The 17,365-nt window shown below is 70.0% G+C and carries 13 protein-coding genes; 10 read left to right on the forward strand and 3 right to left on the reverse strand.

The window, feature by feature from the left end:
- Positions 1-167: 167 nt before the first annotated feature.
- The gene (hemC, locus tag ACH442_RS13760) at positions 168-1,115 is read left to right on the forward strand and encodes a hydroxymethylbilane synthase (protein ID WP_396338310.1); all 948 of its coding nucleotides are present in this window, start codon (positions 168-170) and stop codon (positions 1,113-1,115) included.
- Positions 1,116-1,240: 125 nt separating this feature from the next.
- Here hemC and ACH442_RS13765 read toward each other — a convergent pair whose 3' ends face one another.
- Both ACH442_RS13765 and ACH442_RS13770 read right to left on the reverse strand, forming a co-directional pair.
- Complete coding sequence (locus ACH442_RS13765) at positions 1,241-2,014, reverse strand: lysostaphin resistance A-like protein (RefSeq protein ID WP_396338311.1); 774 nt, start codon at positions 2,012-2,014, stop codon at positions 1,241-1,243.
- Between the two features lie 191 nt (positions 2,015-2,205).
- The gene (locus ACH442_RS13770; RefSeq protein ID WP_396338312.1) at positions 2,206-2,838 is read right to left on the reverse strand and encodes an HNH endonuclease family protein; all 633 of its coding nucleotides are present in this window, start codon (positions 2,836-2,838) and stop codon (positions 2,206-2,208) included.
- Between the two features lie 190 nt (positions 2,839-3,028).
- On the opposite strand from ACH442_RS13770, the gene ACH442_RS13775 reads away from it, so the two are divergent.
- From ACH442_RS13775 to ACH442_RS13790, 4 genes are read left to right on the forward strand one after another with little or no spacing between them, the layout of a single operon-like run.
- Positions 3,029-4,564 carry an alkaline phosphatase D family protein gene (locus ACH442_RS13775; RefSeq protein WP_396338313.1) on the forward strand — a complete coding sequence of 512 codons (1,536 nt, stop codon included), beginning with the start codon at positions 3,029-3,031 and terminating at the stop codon, positions 4,562-4,564.
- Positions 4,561-5,292: a discoidin domain-containing protein gene (locus ACH442_RS13780; RefSeq protein ID WP_396338314.1), complete on the forward strand. Its 732-nt coding sequence runs from the start codon at positions 4,561-4,563 to the stop codon at positions 5,290-5,292. The genes ACH442_RS13775 and ACH442_RS13780 overlap by 4 nt, the downstream gene beginning before the upstream one ends.
- 9 nt (positions 5,293-5,301) lie before the next feature.
- Complete coding sequence (locus ACH442_RS13785; protein WP_396338315.1) at positions 5,302-5,664, forward strand: MmcQ/YjbR family DNA-binding protein; 363 nt, start codon at positions 5,302-5,304, stop codon at positions 5,662-5,664.
- 49 nt (positions 5,665-5,713) lie between these two features.
- On the forward strand, positions 5,714-6,028 hold the full coding sequence (locus ACH442_RS13790; RefSeq protein ID WP_396338316.1) for a hypothetical protein: 315 nt from the start codon (positions 5,714-5,716) through the stop codon (positions 6,026-6,028).
- Positions 6,029-6,068: 40 nt separating this feature from the next.
- On the opposite strand, the gene ACH442_RS13795 is transcribed toward ACH442_RS13790, so the two are convergent.
- Positions 6,069-7,751: a discoidin domain-containing protein gene (locus ACH442_RS13795; RefSeq protein WP_396338317.1), complete on the reverse strand. Its 1,683-nt coding sequence runs from the start codon at positions 7,749-7,751 to the stop codon at positions 6,069-6,071.
- A gap of 229 nt (positions 7,752-7,980) precedes the next feature.
- Between ACH442_RS13795 and ACH442_RS13800 the strand changes: the two genes are divergently transcribed.
- The 5 genes from ACH442_RS13800 to ACH442_RS13820 all read left to right on the forward strand — a co-directional run bounded on the left by ACH442_RS13800 (position 7,981) and on the right by ACH442_RS13820 (position 17,120).
- Positions 7,981-8,553, forward strand: coding sequence for a sugar O-acetyltransferase (locus ACH442_RS13800; RefSeq protein ID WP_396338318.1), 573 nt, complete (start codon positions 7,981-7,983; stop codon positions 8,551-8,553).
- A gap of 73 nt (positions 8,554-8,626) precedes the next feature.
- Positions 8,627-9,178 carry a TetR/AcrR family transcriptional regulator gene (locus ACH442_RS13805; RefSeq protein WP_396338319.1) on the forward strand — a complete coding sequence of 184 codons (552 nt, stop codon included), beginning with the start codon at positions 8,627-8,629 and terminating at the stop codon, positions 9,176-9,178.
- A gap of 44 nt (positions 9,179-9,222) precedes the next feature.
- Positions 9,223-10,518 (forward strand): MFS transporter, encoded by a 1,296-nt coding sequence (locus tag ACH442_RS13810; RefSeq protein ID WP_396338320.1) that lies wholly within the window; start codon positions 9,223-9,225, stop codon positions 10,516-10,518.
- A gap of 444 nt (positions 10,519-10,962) precedes the next feature.
- Complete coding sequence (locus ACH442_RS13815) at positions 10,963-14,019, forward strand: NACHT domain-containing protein (protein ID WP_396338321.1); 3,057 nt, start codon at positions 10,963-10,965, stop codon at positions 14,017-14,019.
- Positions 14,020-14,024: 5 nt separating this feature from the next.
- Positions 14,025-17,120, forward strand: coding sequence for an NACHT domain-containing protein (locus tag ACH442_RS13820; protein ID WP_396338322.1), 3,096 nt, complete (start codon positions 14,025-14,027; stop codon positions 17,118-17,120).
- The last annotated feature ends 245 nt before the right edge of the window (positions 17,121-17,365 follow it).

The following is a 17,365-nucleotide window of genomic DNA, read 5'->3' on the forward strand; positions in this document are numbered from 1 at the left end:
CCGCCTCCCACAGTTCTGTCGCGGGCCTGAGCCTATCTCCCGCCCGCGACCGGGCCGCCCGACCACTTTCGGACGCCCCCCGCGCGCGAGGTCGCCAGCCCGGCGACCGGCAGCCGGCCACCGGAGTCGGCCGCGTGCGGCGGAAACGACGGGCGTACCCTGCCCGTATGCCCGAATCGCGTACGGTGCGCATCGGCACCCGGAATTCCCCGATGGCGCTCGCTCAGGTCGACCGCGTCAAGGCCATGCTCGCCGCCCGGCACCCCGGCGTCCGAGCCGAGGTGCTGTCGATGACGACCAGCGGCGACCGCTGGCAGGGGAGCCTGTCCGCGCTCGGCGGCAAGGGGGCGTTCACCAAGGAGGTCGACGCGGCCCTGCTCGCCGGTGACGTCGACCTGGTCGTGCACTGCGTGAAGGACGTCCCGGGTGATCGTCCCGCGCCGGCCGGCACGGTGATGGCCGCCTACCTGGCCCGGGATGACGTCCGGGACGCCTGGTTGCATCCGGGCGGGATCCCGATCGATCAGGCGCCGCCGGGGACGGTGGTCGGCACGTCCGCGGTCCGCCGGATCGCGCAGATCGGCCTGCACTGGCCGCATCTGCAGGTCAGGCCGATCCGGGGGAACGCGAACCGGCGCCTGGCGAAACTCGACGCCGGTGACTACGACGCGCTGCTGCTGGCCGTCTCCGGGCTGGACCGGATCGGCGAGGCGGCCCGGATCACGCACACGCTGGACGTCGACACGATGGTTCCGGCGGTCGGCGCCGGCACGCTGGTCCTGCAGTGCCGTGAGGACGACACCGCGGTGCGCGAGCTGGCGTCGGGCCTCGGCGACGCGCGGACGTGGGCGGAGACCACGGCGGAGCGCACGATGTTGCACATTCTGCAGGGTTCCTGTCATTCGCCGATCGCGGCGCTGGCCCGCACCGAGCCGGACGGCCGGATCGGTCTGCGGGCCCGGGTCATCTCCCCGGACGGCAAAACGGTCGCCGACGCTCACGAGTGGGAAAAAGACCCGGTCTTATTGGGTACGGCGGTAGCAGTCTCGTTGATGCGCCAGGGCGCCCGCGAGATCCTCGCCGACGCCGAGCGCGCCGGCGCAGCAGCCGAGTGAGGCTGCCGGGCGCGCCGGCGCAGCAGCCGAGCGGGACGGCCGGGCGCGCCGGCGCAGCAGCCGAGCAGGACGGCCGGGGGAGAGCCGCAGAGCGAGCCGAACGAGTGAGAACGGCCTGACGGGAATCAGCTGAACTGGACGGCGGCCAGCCCTGCCGCGATCAGCAGCCCGAGCCCGTTGGTGGCCCAGTGCAACGCCGCCGCGGCCAGCAGACTTCCGGACCGCCGCCGCAGCTCGCACAGCAGCAGCCCGGCCACCGCGGTGAACGCGACCGCGCCGAGGATCGCGAGGATCCGCCCGGTCGCGCCGACCCCGAACGTCGCGCCGACGGCCTGGTTGACCTGCGCGAGCCGCAGCGACGGCAGCACGTGCCAGAGCCCGAACAGCACCGATGACGTGATGCTGGCCCAGGTCGCGCCCCGGTGCCGGTGGACCAGGCCGAGCAGGACGCCCCGGAACGCGACCTCTTCGAGCAGGACCGTGCCGAGTGGCACCACCACGAACGCGGTGAGCAACGCGGCCCCGGGGTGCAGGTGGTACCGCACGTCGTGGAAGGCGACCCGGGTGGCCGGGATCGCGGCGCCGATCGTGTAGACCACGGCGACGACGCCGACCGCACCCAGTGCGTAGCGCAGGCCGGGGACCAGCGTGCGCCGGGACAGGCCGAGGTCGTGCCAGGACAGCCCGGCGCGGCGGGCGATCAGCACCAGGGCCAGGGCGACGATCGGCCCGGCGACCAGTCCGGTGTGGTGCGGGCCGAACTTGTCGGCGACGTTGACCGCGGCGAGGATCGCGACGACCGCTCCGAAGAGCAGCGCGAGCCGCAGACGGGAGGGATGATGCCCGGGCCCGGAGGCGGTGAGCGGGGATGACGGGGTGGGGGAGGAATGGTCTGGCATGGCGCGGCGAAGGCTACCCGGAGGCGCGCACCCGGCCAATGATGACCTTGTGCGAACGGATGACCGAGGGTCCGGCACCTCGCGGCCGCCGCGAGGAAGGCGACGGCCGCGAGAAAACCAAGAGCCGTGGGAAAGCACGAGCCGCGAGAGAAACAAGAGCCCTGAGAAGCAGGAAAGAGTGACAGGAGCGGTCAGCTGCAGGTGTTGAGCATGGTTTGCAGAGCGGTCTTCTCAGTCGACTGCAGGGTCAGCCCCCAGTAATACTTGACCGCGATCCACATGCGGGCGTAGGTGCAGCGATACGACGCCACGGACGGCTGCCAGGTCGACGGGTCCTGGTCGCTCTTGGCCTGGTTGACGGTGTCGGTGACCGCGATCAGTTGCGGTCGGGTGAGGTCGTTGGCGAAGCTCTGGCGCTTGCTGGTGGTCCAGGCCGAGGCGCCGGACCGCCACGCTTCGGCGAGCGGCACGACGTGGTCGATGTCCAGGTCGCTCGCGGCGGTCCAGGTCGCGCCGTCGTAGGGCGAGTACCAGGAACCGCTGGTCGCGGCGCAGGCCGAGCTGACGACGACGTCGGAGCCGTCGCGCTTGAGGACGGTCTCGCGGGTGTTGCAGGTCCCGCTGATCGTGATCCAGTGCGGGAACAGGTCCCGGTCGTAGGTGCTCTCGTTGGTCTCGGCGGCGACGGTGAGCGTGTTCAGTTCGGCCTGCGCGGTGGCTTTGGCCGGGATGTTCGGCGGCGTGGCCCGGGCCGGGGACGCCGGCAGGCCGGTGGTGATCGCGGCGGTCACGAGCGCGGCCACCACGCGGGGGACAGTGTGCATACGGTGCTCCCATCGGTGAGGAAACGGGACCTCCGAGTTCTACGGGAATTCGACATCCATGGATGGGTCTCACCGTGAACTTCTTGTTGCGCCAGGACGAAGATCGATTTCCGGAGTGTGACGTGTCGTCCCGTTCCGGTCGGCCGACGAGTTGATATCGTGCTTATATATCCGGACATAGGAGGCGGAAATGCTGCGACTGTCCCGGCGCCGCCTCCTTACGCTCGGCGGGTCGGCCCTGATCGGCACGCTGCCGGCGCCACGCATCACGAACCCGTTCACCCTCGGCGTCGCGTCCGGCGACCCTCTGCCGGACGGCATTCTGCTCTGGACCCGGCTCGCCCCGAAACCCCTCGAACCCGCGGGCGGCCTGCCACCGGCGGAGTACCCGGTCGAATGGCAGGTTTCGGAGAACGACACCTTCACGAAGGTGATCCGTACCGGGACGGCAACAGCATTTCCCGCGTACGGCCATTCGGTGCACGCCGACGTCAGTGGACTGCGACCCGCAACGGAGTATTTCTACCGTTTCCGCAGTCAGGGACACCTGAGCCCGATCGGCCGCACCCGGACCGCCCCCGCGAAGACCGCCGCACCCCGAGCACTCCGTTTCGCGGTCGCGTCCTGCCAGGCGTACACCGACGGCTATTACGACGCGTGGCGGCACCTGACCGCCGAGGAGCTCGACGTCGTGTTCTTCCTCGGCGACTACGTCTACGAGGGCGCGATCAACAGCGTCGGCGGCAGTCGGATGGATTCCTCGTTGCGACTCCCCGACACTTTCGAGCTGGAGACGGACACCCTGGATCTGTACCGGATGCGCTACGCCCTCTACCGCACCGACCCGGACCTGCAGGCCGCGCACGCCGCCTTCCCGTGGATCCTGACCTGGGACGACCACGAGGTGCAGGACAACTATGCCGGCGACGCCCCGCGGTTCACGACCATTCCCGAGAACGATTTCCTGGTACGGCGGGCGAACGCCTACCGCGCCTATTGGGAGAACCAGCCACTGCGGTGGCCGCGACAGCCGGCCGGCCCGGACATGTCACTTCACCGGCGATTCCGGTTCGGCGACCTCGCCCACGCGTATGTGCTCGACACCCGGCAGTACCGGACTGACCAGGCGTGCGGGGACGGTCTGCGCGCCGGATGCGACGACCGGAACAACCCGGACCGGACGCTTCTCGGCGCCGGGCAACGGGACTGGCTGCTCCGGAGGATGGGCCGTTCGGAGGCTCGGTGGAACCTTCTCGCGCAGCAGGTCATGATGGCCGAATGCCGGTACGGCGGCACCGCCGGCCGGCTCGACATGGACAAGTGGGACGGGTATGCGGCCGACCGGCGCCGCATTCTGGAAATGGCCGCGGTCGAACCGGGGACCGTGGTGATCTCCGGGGACATCCACAACAATTACGCGGCCGATCTACGGGTCGATTTCGGGCGCCCGGAGACGGCCGCGGTCGGGGTCGAGCTGGTCGGGACGTCGATCACCAGCGGCGGGGACGGCAGTGACACCACGCCTCAGCTGGACATGCAGCGCGCCTTCAATCCGCACCTGCGGCTGGCCAACGGGCAGCGCGGCTACCTGCGGTGCGAGCTGGGGCGGGACTCGATACGGGCGGACTACCGGGTGATGTCCGAGGTGACCCGGCGCGGTGGGACGGTGTCGACGCGGGCGTCGTTCGTGTCGGAGCGGGTGCGGCCCGGGCTGGTGACGGCGTGATCCGGCTCGCGGCGGTGCTGCTGGCGGTGCCGGGCGGGTTGACGGTCCTGCCCGGGTCACTGACGATCACCACCGGTCCGTGCAACGGGCGTGACCTGGCGGTGCAGCTCACCAACAACGGGACGAAAGGGCTCTACGCGGAGGCGTCGCTGACCGCCTCCGACGCGCTGCACCTGCCCCGCCGTCTGATCACCAGCTGGCTGCCGGCCGGATACACGACGAGCGTGCCGGTCACCGTCACCGGGACCCGGACGGGTAGTTATCACGTGCGTGTGACCAGGGACGATCGGGTCGTGGACGTGCCCGTCGAGGTCACCGTGCCACCCGCGGACGCCGGCCTGACGGCGCTTGCCACCCGGGTCACGGCGTCGACGGCACGCGCGACCGGGCCGGTGTGCGCCGCGATCGACGGGCGGGCCGACACCATGTGGAACGACGCGACCGGCAAGCGGTGGCCGGACTGGTGGCAACTCGACTGGCCCACGTCACACCAGGTCAGCAGCGTGGCGGTGACCACTGCCGCGGAGGGCGGCCTGCGGGACTGGGACGTGCAGGTCGCTGTGCCCGGCGGCTGGGCGACGGTTGCGGCCGTACGCGCAAATGTCTCTGCCTTTCAGGTCGCCCGGTTCCCGCCCCGGCAAACCAGTGCCGTGCGGATCGTCACGCTCGCCGGTAACGCCGTGAACGACCAGTCCCGCCTCGTCGAAGTTGTCGTAGGGGGTCGTTAGTCTCACGGCATGGCTGACGCGGACGACGTACGCCGGCTCGCGCTGGCGCTCCCCGAGGTGGTCGAGATCGACAGCGACGGTTTCGACTTCCGGGTGGCGAACAAGGGCTTCGCCTGGTCCTATCCGGAGCGGCAACCCGGCAAGCCGCGGGTCATCCGCACCGACATCGCCGTGCTCTACGTCGGCGACGAGGCCGAGAAACAGGCCCTGGTCCTCGGCGAGCCCGACCTGTTCTTCACCACCCCCGGTTATGAGGGTTTTCCGCTGGTCATGCTGCACCTGCCGCGGGTGTCGGTCGCCCGCCTGACCGAGCTGATCACGGACGCGTGGCGCATGCGGGCCCCGGAGGAGATCGAGAGCCGGCTGACCTGACGACGTGCCGTGCTCCGGCTGGCGGCCCGGGCGGCGGTAGGGTCGGGGGATGCGTGTTCTCACAGCAGTGATCACGGCGGGTTCGCTCATCGGCGGGTGGCAGGTGGCCCGGCGGACCGGGGTGCGGCCGCTCGGCGGGGTCGTCCTGGCCGCCGGGGGAGTCGCGGCGGGCCGTGAGTGGGCTCGGCGGACGAGCCCGTTCGTGACGACGGCGCTGGCCGCGACGTACGTCGGGGCTTTCGGCCTTTCTCATCCCCTGGCCAAGAAGATCGGTTCGTGGCCGGCGGTGCTCGCTGTCTCGGCCGTCACCGCGGCAGCCTCCTACCTGGTGTCCGACCGGAAAGCCGGAGCCCTCGGACGGTGACCGCGGCAGGGCCTGGGGGAGAGCCCTGCCGCGGCACATCTCACTGGTAGACGTGCACGTAGTCGACCAGCATCCGGCTGGGGAACGGTGTGGTGGCGTCGATCGGGCCGGGGAAGTCGCCGCCGACCGCCAGGTTGAGGATGAGGTAGAACGGGTGGTCGTAGATCCACGGCCCGCGCGTGTTCTCCACGGTGTCCTTGGCGGCGTTGAGGATCAGCGTGTTGTCGAGGTAGAAGCGCATGCCCTTGCTGTCCCACTCGACCGCGTAGACGTGGAAGTCCTGGGACAGGTCGACCGTCGAGAGTTTCTGGCCGTAACCGCCGGCCCCGTTGTACGCCGGCGCGTGCAGCGTCGAGTACACCTCGTTGGTGTTGCGGCCGAGGATCTCCATGATGTCGATCTCCCCGTTGTACGGCCACGGCCGTCCCTGCAGGAAGTCGGCGCCCATCATCCAGAACGCCGGCCACAGCCCGTTGCCCTTCGGCACCTTGATCCGGGATTCGACCCGGCCGTACTGGACGTGGAACTTGTTGCTGGTGTTCATCCGCGCCGAGGTGTACTGCCGGCCCTCGTAGTCCTGCTTGCGGGCTTCGAGGACGAGCTGCCCGGCGCCGTTCATCGACGCGTTCTCGCTGTTCGGCGTGTAGTACTGGACTTCGCCGTTCTGCGGGACGCCCGGGTCGTAGGTCCACTTCGCGGTGTCCGGCTTGGCGCCGGCGGCGCCGTTGAACTCGTCGGCGAAGACGAGCCGGGTGGCCGGGAACGTCGGGTCGGCCGGTGCGGCGGGCGGGGTGACCGGGTTGCCGCCGGTGCCGTACACGCTGAACTCCCACAGTGAGTAGCCGTAGGGTCCGCCGCGCGCGGTGCCGTACATCCGCACGTAGCGGCCGGTGCCGGTGGCGTTGATGACGTCCTTGAGCCCGTCACCGGTGGTGGTCGAGTAGATCGTGGTCCAGTTCGTGGCGTCGCCCGACACCTGGATCTGGTAGGCCTTCCCGTACGCCGGGTCCCACTGCAGCACCACCTGGGTGACGTTCGCGGTCGCGCCCAGGTCGACGTAGATCCAGCCCGGGTCGACCCAGCCGGTGGTGGAACTGGTGGCCCAGCGGCTGGCCGGGTCGTTGTCGAACGCCTTGTCGGCCGTGCACGGGTTGCAGTTCACGTCGTTCTGTTCGGACGAGGCGCGCGCCGGTTTCCCGTACGAGAGAAGGGTGTTCGCGGGGTTGGTGACGACGCTGCCGGAGAACACCTGGAACTCCCAGAACGAGTATCCGTAGGCTTCCAGAGCGCGCTGCGTGAGGTTGATCCGGACGTAACGGGCGGTGCCGGTGACCGTGATGCTCTGCTGGCCGCCGGTGCCCGTGCTCGTGGCGTAGGCCTGGGTGTAATTGGTGCCGTCGGACGAGAACTGGATCGTGAACGCCTTCGCGTAGGCGCCCTCCCAGTTGATCGCGATCCGGCTGACCGCGGTGGCGGCGCCGAGGTCGACCTGGAACCACTGGGCGGCCGCGAACGCACTGGACCAGCGGGTTCCGTTGTCGCCGTCCACGGCCGCGCCGGCCGGGGTGCCGGCCCATTCCGACGACGACGCGGTGACGGGCTTGTTCTGGGAGACGAGGGTTTCCGCGGCGTTCGCGCTGGTCGGTGCGGTGAACAGCGCGCCGGCCAGGACGGCCGCGACGAGCCAGGCTCGTCGGCGTTTCAGGGCAGGGGTCATCGACATGGGGACTCCTGGAGGATGTGTCGAAGTCGTTTCCATCTGGGGAACAAGCTGTGAAAACGCTCTCTTGCCGGACACTGTGTCGCTGGTGTGAACCGGTGTCAATGGGGACCGGAACCGGTTCCGACACCGGTTCCGGTATTGATGCAGGTCACAGCGTCGAAGCGCGGTGGGTTCCGGAACCCGGGCGCTCCTGTGTACGGAAGTACACAGGATGTGTACGCTCGTACGCATGACCACGTCCGACCGACGGTCCATGCGTGAGCGGATGCTCGCCGGTGACCTCTACCTCGCCGACGACCCTGAGCTCGGCGAGGCGGCACTGCGCGCGTTCGACCTGATGGACGAATACAACGCCACCCCGATCCGCAACGTCGACCAGCGCCGCCGCCTGCTCGGCGACCTGCTCGGCGAGGTCGGGGAAGGCGTCGAGATCCGCCCGCCGCTACGCATCGACTACGGCCGGCACCTCCGGATCGGGGCCCGCACCTTCGCGAACTTCGGGCTGGTCGCGCTGGACGTCGCGCCGATCACGATCGGGGCCGACGTGCAGATCGGGACGAACGTGCAACTGCTCACGCCGACCCACCCGATCGAGCCGGGGCCGCGGCGTGACAAGTGGGAGGCGGCAAAACCGATCGTGATCGGCGACAACGTCTGGCTCGGCTCCGGCGCGATCGTGCTGCCCGGCGTGACCATCGGGGAGAACACCGTGGTCGGCGCCGGATCCGTCGTCACCCGCGACCTGCCGGCAAACGTGGTGGCGGTCGGCAACCCGGCCCGGATCGTCCGGCAGATCGCATGAGCGAGCCGGCGAGTGCATCATCGGACGCCGTGATGCGGTCACGGCGACGCCGGAGCGCGGCGGAGGTGGCGGCATGACCGAGGTCCGCCGGACGCGTCGGCACGACCCCCACCGGCGGGATCGGCTGATCGATGCCGCGTTGCAGGTCATCGCGGAGAAAGGCGTGGCTGCGACCACTCACCGGGAGATCGCCCGCGCCGCCGACGTGCCGCTCGGCTCGATGACCTACCACTTCGAGTCGCTCGACGAGGTGCTGGCGGAGGCCTTCACCCGGCACGCGAACGCCGCCGCCGACGTCTTCGACCAGCGGCTCGGCGCCGCCACCGACCGGGACAGCGCCATCGAAGCCGTCATCACACTGATCCGCGACGACCTCATCGGCTCGCCGAACGACCTGGTCATGGCCGTCGAACTCTACGTCGCCGCGGCGCGCAACCCGGCGCTGCGCGCGGTCACCCAGGCCTGGATGCAGCGCAGCCGCGACGCCCTCGAGCGACACTTCGACCCGGCCACGGCCCGCGAGGTCGACGCGCTCATCGAAGGCCTGGTCCTGCACAGCGTCCTCTCGACCGACCCGATGACGCCCGACCAGATCCGCCACGCGGTCGAGCGTTTCCTCCGATAAAGATCAACCCTCTTTCGCGTACGCGTTTCTCCCCGGAGCCCCTTGTGTCCAGTTCCGCCCGTCGAGCACGGGTCGCCGTCGCCGCCCTCTTCCTCACCAACGGGGCGGTGTTCTTCACCGTCGTCCCCCGCTATCCGCAGCTCAAAGCGGAACTCGGCCTGAGCAACGCGCTGCTCGGGACCGCGATCGCGGCCTTCCCGGCGGGCGCGTTGATCGCCGGCCTGCTCGCCGGCGCCGCCGTCCGCCGGTGGGGTTCGGCGCGCGTCGCGTCGTTCGGCATCGTGCTGATGGCGGTCGCGACGCTCGGCATCCCGGCCGCGCCGCACTGGTACGCCCTGGCCGCCGTCCTGTTCGTGGTCGGCGCCCTCGACTCGATCGTCGACGTGGCCCAGAACGCGCACGGGCTGCGGGTCCAGCGCCGGTACGGCCGGTCGATCGTCAACTCGCTGCACGGCGTGTGGAGCGTCGGGGCCGTGCTGGGCGGGCTGATGGGCTCGGCGGCGGCGGGGCTCTCCCTGCCGCTCGGGGTGCACCTGACGATCTCGGCGGCGGTGTTCAGCGTGGTGGCGCTCGTGGCGTACCGCTTCCTGCTCCCCGGCCCAGAAGACGCCGAGCGCACCGCCACCTCGCCTGATGGCCTCCCAGCCGCTTCTCCCACCGACCTCCCGGCTTCTCCCGCTGACGTCCCGGCCGCTTCTCCGGCCGGGGTCCTGATCGGCTCGTCTGCCGGTGCCCCGGCCGTCGTGCCCGTCGCCGTCGAGGCCCGGCCCGCCCGGTGGTCCCCCGGCGGGCCGGCCGTGCGGATGCTCGTGGCACTCGGCGTGCTCGCGGCCTGCGGCTCGCTGGTCGAGGACGCGGGCGCGTCGTGGGGCGCGCTCTACCTGACCGACCTGCACGCCGCGGCCGCTACCGCCGGCCTGGCCGTAGTCGCCCTGCAGGTCGCCATGACCGCCGGACGTCTCGCCGGGGACCGGGTCGTCGACCGGTTCGGGCAGCGCACGGTCGTCCGCGCCGGCGGAGCGCTCGCCGCCGCCGGCATGGGCGGCGCCCTCGCCTTCCCGTCCGGGCCCACCGCCCTGATCGGATTCGCCCTGGCCGGACTCGGTGTGGCAACCCTGGTACCGGCGGCGATGCACACCGCCGACGAACTTCCCGGCCTGTCACCCGGCACCGGCCTGACCATCGTGAGCTGGCTGTTGCGCGGCGGTTTCCTGCTCTCCCCGCCGATCGTCGGGCTCGTCGCCGACCGGACCAGCCTCCGTGTGGGCCTCTTGACGGTAGTGGCCGCCGGCCTCGTCACCGCGGCTCTGTCCCAGGTCCTCACCGATCACCACCGCTGACCCACCCGTTACCTTTTGATCGTCTCGACCGGGGACTGCTCGGTCACTCGGCCCGGTATGACTCATTGCCCCTGTCGTACGCATGATGCGGGGGTGCTGTCGCCGGGCGTCGGCGAGACCGCTGCAGGGGCGCCCCCGGGCGATGCCTCCGCTTTGCCTACTGCCCGGATCAGCGCTTTCCGGCACGCTGCCGTCCGGCCAGGTCGTCTGGTGCGGGTGTCGCCGAGCTGCCCGACCAGCCAGCGGTATTTCGGGCGAGCAGGGCGGTCAGTGCCCGGGTGAATTGATTCACGCGAACAGCCTCCCTTGCGTCCGATGAGCACATCCTCGGTGGACGGTGAAGGTCACCGACAAGACGAGGTGGCTGATCACTGGCACGAAACGCACCCGTCGCCCGGCGCGTCCGGGCTCGGCAGATCATCGCCGATCCCCGATGATGGTGCGATGGCACGGTCGCTCAGCTACGCCGACGCCGTCCGGTTACTCGGCGGCGAGGACAACCGGCTGCTGAATCTGCTGAACTCCACCGCGGGCTGGATCATGGCAGGCACGTCACCGATCTTCAGTGACGTGCTCGGCTGGTTCGACTACAAGGCCGATCTGGCCCAGCTGAGCCAGCGGGCGATCCGCTTCTTCTACGAGCGGCACACCGGGCTGTCCGACTACGGCAACACCGACCGGATCGAGGCAGCGCACACGGTCATCGTGATCACCGGCTTCTTCGACCAGCTCAAGGACGTGGCGTTGCCGGCCCGACTGACCCGCGCCGAGCAGGTCGCGCTCGGCGCCGGCGTCCCGGCCATGCCCGGCACGTTCGTCGGCCAGATCATGTCGGCCGGTCAGCTGGTGCCTGCCGATGGTCAGTCGCCCGAGGAGTTCCGGCACGACTTGCTCGCCTACTACCAAGGCCTGGCCCAGGATCTGGACGCCTTCCTCGACGGGCTGGCTGCCACGGAGGGACTGTCCGCCGAGGAACGCGCGAAGATCACCACGGATCTCGGGGCGGTGCCCGGCCGGGCGGTCGCCCACTACCGCAGCATGCTGCACGAGCTGGTCGGTACCTTCCCCGCCTTCGCGCACTGGACCGACGAGCAGCAACATCAGGCGACCCGGGCGGACATCGCCGAGATGATGACGCTGCTGCGCAGCCTCTACACCGGGCAGGCGCCCGACCAGCGCCGGGCCGCGCTGGCGGCGGCGCAGTCCGCCACCCTGCGCCACCGTGCGGGCGACGTCGGCAAGCCACCCGACGGCGTCACGATCCCCTCGCTGGAGGAGCTGTACATCACTCCCCGGTTCCGGGTATTCGAGGTGACCGAGGCCGGGCAGGTCAGCGACGAGGCACAGTGGGTCCGTCAGGAGATCCGCGAGGATCCCTGGCAGTATCTCGGCGACCATCTGCAGTCGGAGCCGGCCACCCGGACACCGACCTGTATCGTGGCGGATTGCGGTGGCGGCAAGACGTCGTTCATCCGGATGTTCGCCGCCGTGTTCCCGCCTGAGAAGTTCCTGGTGCTGCCGGCCACGCTGCGGGAGAACGCGGAGATTGACGGCATCCGCAAGCGCCTCGAACAGGCGATCTTCGACGCGACAGGTGAGAACCTGACGTGGCCCGCGCTTGTCGCGTCGGCCGGTGACGCGAGACCGGTGGTGGTATTCGACGGCTTCGATGAGCTGCTACACGCCACCGGCGCCAACAAGACCGGCTTTCTGGAACGCGTCGCCGTCTTCCAGCGTCAGGAGGCCGCGCTCGGTCGGCCGGTGGCCGTAGTGGTGACCAGCAGGACATCGGTCGCCGATCGGGCCCGCATCCCGGAGGGCAGTCTCGCGCTGCGGCTGGAGCCGTTCGGCGAACCGGAGATCTCCGCCTGGCTCGCCGGGTGGAATGCCCTCAACCCCGGGGCGCCGCTGACCGTGGAGGACATCCGGGCGTACCGGGCTCTCGCCGGGCAGCCGCTGCTGCTCGTCATGCTGGCTTTGCACGCCGCTGGGCACCACCCGCCCGAGAGCGGACCGGAACATGTGATCAACCTGGTGGCCACCCGGGAGATCACCAAGTACGAATCCGACCAGCACGACCGCGACCTGCGCGAGGTGGTGCAGGACGACCTGCGCGCGCTCACCGCCGGAGCGCTCGCCATGTTCCAGCGCGCCACCGGCCGGATCAGCGAGGACGAGCTGAACCAGGATCTGACCAGGGCCGAGGTGAAACCGCACCGGTCCCTACGCCCCGCCGAGGATCTGCTGATCCGCTTCCCGTTCCGGCGGCGCGGGACGGCGTTCGAATTCTCCTACACCGCCTTCGCCGACGTCCTCGTCGCCCGGCTCATCTGGACGGAACTGGAGGGGATCACGGCAACCGACCCGGCCGCTCTCGGCGGGACCATGCTCCCCAACGACACGGCTCTGCGGCGGCTGCTGTCCACCCGCATGCTTGACGACCGTCAGCCGGTCGTCGACTTCCTCACCGGGATGGCGACCACCCTGACACCCAGCAGCGTCGTCACCCTCCGGGACCGGCTCACGCTGCTGTTCCGTACAGCCCACGACCAGCCGATGCCGTCGGATCCGATTCCCGGCCGGCGCCCGCCCGGCGGCGTGCCCTTCCGGTACGCCGTCTACCGCGCGAACCTCCTGCTGATCCTCGTGAACGTGACCGGGGATGTGCTGGCGAGCAGCCTGTTCGAGGACCATCCGGACGTGCCCCGCCACTGGCACGGCCAGGCGTTGTTCTGGGAGTCGCAGCTGCCCGACGGTAACAGCGCCGGCCTCGTCCACGGGCTGAGCGTGCAGCGGATCGGCGAGGGCGACCACCGCGACGTGCGCATCGAGCTGGCTCCGGAGAGCTGGCGCGACCGCATCCCGCCACCACCCGACGAAGAATTCGAGATCAAGATCAATTTTCGGTACGACCCGATCGCCGATTCCCTGATGCGGACCGCCGGGCCGCTGCGCCGCAGGGTCGGAGCCGTCGCGGCCGACGTCCTGATGCGGCTGTGGACCGCACCGTCCCGCGACGACTTCCACCGCTGCCTGCACCTCGCGGTGGACGAGTCACAGCCGTCCGATCTGCGGCTGAACGTCGCGGAGCTGTCCCTGCCGCACCTGGGACCGTACGGCCACCTCGGACCGGGCGAGGCGGTCACCGTCCTGGAGCAGATGCATCAGTCCCTGGCACCTCTGCTGCCCCCACGACTGCAATCCCGGATGGTCCTGTGCGCGCTGGCACACCTCGACCAGGGCGAGGACGACGAGCGCACCGCCCGTGTCCTGCGCTCGATGCTCGAACCCGACCTCGACAATGTCGACGTGATCACTGCTGCGATGGCGATGACCAGGCTCGCCGAACGGGGCTTCGCCCTGCCCACTGTCCGGCAGCTCACCTCCCGCGCGGACTTCGACGCGTTCACCGGCCGGATCGGTGATCGGCGCCCCGGACTCGTGAGACGGCTCGCACCGCTCGCACCTGACGCATCGCAGCACTCCGGACAGGCAGGATAGGGACCATGGCACGGGCATTCACGTACGCGGACGCCATCCGGCTGCTCGGCGGCACGGATCAGGGGATTGCCGAGGCCGTGGCGACCGGCGGCGACGTGCCGTCCACCGACGTGCTCCGCTGGTTCGGCGGCACCGACGAGGTCGTCCACCAGAGCAGGACGCTGCTCCGCCGGCTCACCGAACGCCGCAACGCTCTCGACCCCGTCGAGCGCGGCGACAGCCTGTCCGCGGCGCACACCGTGATCGTCGTGTCGGCGTTCTTCGAGAGCCTCGCCGAGGTGCGGCTGCCGGTCGAGCTGACCCGCGGCGCACCGCTCCCGCAGACCGGGACGGCGGGCATCGGCGACTTCACCGAGCAGATCCGGTCGGCCGGGCTGCTGGTGCCGAGCCCGGAGCAGATCCCGGCGTCGTTCGACGACGTGCTGCGCCGCTACTACCTCGGGCTCGCCGACCGGCTGCACCAGTTCATCACCGACCTCGCCGGGTGGGAGAAGCTCCCGTTCCTGCAGCGCAACCGGATTACCCGACAGCTGACCGACGCCGCGAGCCACGCCGCCCTCCGATATCGTGAGGCGCTGAGGCTGCTCGCCATCGACTTCCCCGAGGTCAGCCAGTGGGCGACAAGCCGGGACGAGGGGGCAACCAGTCGTCCGGCCGTCGAGCGGAAGCCGGACGCATGGCGCCGGGATCTGGCCCGCGTGTACCAGGCCTACCTGCAGCGGCCGATCGTCAGGTCCGTAGACGTCGAGACCGGAGTCCGGATTCCCGTCCTCGACGAGGGATTCATCTCGCCGTCGTATCGGGTCGCCGAGATCGCGCCGCACGCGGACGTCACCGATGAATCGTGGTGGGCCGGCCAGCCGGTCCGCGACGACCTTCAGGAGTTCCTGCTCGGGTACCTCACCTCGCCGAGAGCGGTGGACGGGCCGCTGCTGATCCTCGGCCATCCCGGCGCGGGCAAGTCGCTGCTGACCAGAGTGCTCGCCGCTCGCCTGCCCGTCGCAGACTTCATGGCTATCCGCGTCCCGCTCCGGGAAGTGTCGGCCGCGGGTGAGGTCATGGAGCAGATCGAAGACGCGGTCCGGGAGGCCACCGGCGAACGCATCCCCTGGCCCACGGTAGCTCGACTGGCCGGGGATGCCTTGCCAGTGGTCATCCTGGACGGCTTCGACGAACTCCTGCAGGCCGCCGGCGTGAGGCACAGCGACTACCTCGAGCGGGTGGCGAGGTTCCAGCGCCGTGAGGCCGAAATCGGCCGTCCGGTGGCGGCAATCGTGACGAGCCGCATCGTCGTCGCCGACCGGGTTCGGCTCCCGGCGAGAACCGTGGTGCTGCGCCTGGAACCGTTCGACGAGGGTCAGGTGGCAGCGTGGATCGACGTCTGGAACAAGGTCAACGCGCCCGAGTTCACCCGTCTGGGCCGGACACCGCTCACACTGGAGATCGTTCTCGCACAGCGGGATCTCGCCACCCAGCCGCTGTGGCTGCTGATGCTTGCCCTTCAGCACCTCGGTGGCGAACACCCGGCCTCCGGCTACGAAGGCCTGCTCAGCACCTTCGTCAGACGAGAGATCGGCAAGCGCGGCATCGGCCTGTCCGTACGCGATCTGGAGCGGGCCGCCGAGTCGGAGATCCATCTGCTTTCTGTCGCGGCCTTCGCCATGTTCAACCGTGACCGGGAATGGGTCACCCACTACGAACTCGACGCCGACCTGAGAGCGCTTGCGCCTCCTGATCGGTCACCGGCGCAGGCCGATCTCCGAGCCCCGCTGAGCGCCTCTGAACTGCTGCTCAGCCGATTCTTCTTCGTACGCCGGGCACAGACGGCCACGTCAGACGAAGAGCCGCCACGCACCTACAAGTTCCTGCATGCCACCTTCGGCGAATTCCTGGTGTCCCGGCTCACCTGGGACGTGCTCCAATCCATGACGGTCCGGGGGCCCAGGTTCGGCACGATCCCGCTGGACGACGAGTTGCTAAGGAGTCTGCTGTCACATCAGCCCCTCAGCCAGCGGTCGCGGGTACCCGCATTCCTCACCGAGATGGCTGCCGGGGACGCACAGGTCCGCGATCCGCTGCTGAAGGTGTTCCAGAGCGTCAACCATGCGTCGCCACAGTGGAACGATTACGGCTATGTGCCGACGTTCGCCGGCGTGCCCGCACGCTACGCCACCTACGCCGCGAACGTGTTGCTGCTCATCCTCTGCACGGGACCCGTCCGCGCGGGCCAGCTCTACCCCGATCACGCCGACCCGGTGCAAGCCTGGCATTCGCAAGCGCTGTTGTGGAAATCCCAGCTCTCCGCGGAAGGCTGGCGCAGCCTGGTCGACTCGACGACCGTCGATCGGATCCGCACCGATGACGGCCGCGACATCCGCATCGCTCTGGGTTCCGGCCCGGTCGATCCGGTCCTCGACCCGTTGTGGGCCTTCCGCCGCGTTCCCGTTCACGACGCCGACCCGCTCTGGCTGCATCGGGAGAACCATTTCCAGTGCGGCTTCGACGGCGACATCGTCCACCACGGGCTGGAGCCGCTCACCCGGAAGCTGCCCTGGACCCTGACCGCTTTCCCCGGCGACACTGAGCACGGCTTCGTCTCCGCCGCTCGGGCACTCGTGGAGATCTGGACAGATCCGTCGCCGCTCGCGTATCGGGCTGCCGCTGCGGCAGCCGACGCCACTCGGGACGGTTACTCCGCCTATGCGGAACTGCTGCTGAACCGTCTCTCGACCGCCGACGGTATGCCTTCCGGCGCGGTTGCCGACATCCTCGACGCATATCTCGACGGGCCGGGCCGCTCCGAAATGCCCGCTGGTGTCGCCGACAGCATCCTGCGCTGTGTGTTGACCTTCCTCGGCCGGCAACCCGGTTCAGACCGCCAGCTGACGCGGGCGGTCACCGTGGTGATCGACACCGCTTTCGAGGCCGCCGATCCTGTCCTGGTCGTCGACGCGCTGGTTCGCCTGCGCGAACAGGATCTGCCTGCAGAACTGCCCGCGGCCCTGCACAACCCGGAGGGCCGGGCGTCCCTGATGCGGCGAGTCACCCCGATACGCCCAGATCTCGAAGCCCGCCTGCAGGCAGTCATCGACAACAGCTGAGCCGCCGACCCCGTGCCGTCTGTCGGTCCCGGCTTGCGCTGGCATTCGTCATCCGGCCGGCTTGACCACTCCGGGCGCAAGCGGAGGGCGGGAGACGTCCGCGTAGACAGCGCCGGTGCGGTCGGAGCACCCCGGGCCCGGGTCGTGCGTTCGTACCGCCCCCGCCCAGGGTCGCCCGGTGCCCGGTGCCCGGTGCCCGGTGCCCGGGGCCCGGTGGCGGCGGCCGTGGCGGTGCCCCCATGGCC

The sequence above is a fragment of the Actinoplanes sp. NPDC020271 genome, assembly GCF_044388125.1.
Taxonomy (GTDB): Bacteria; Actinomycetota; Actinomycetes; order Mycobacteriales; family Micromonosporaceae; genus Actinoplanes.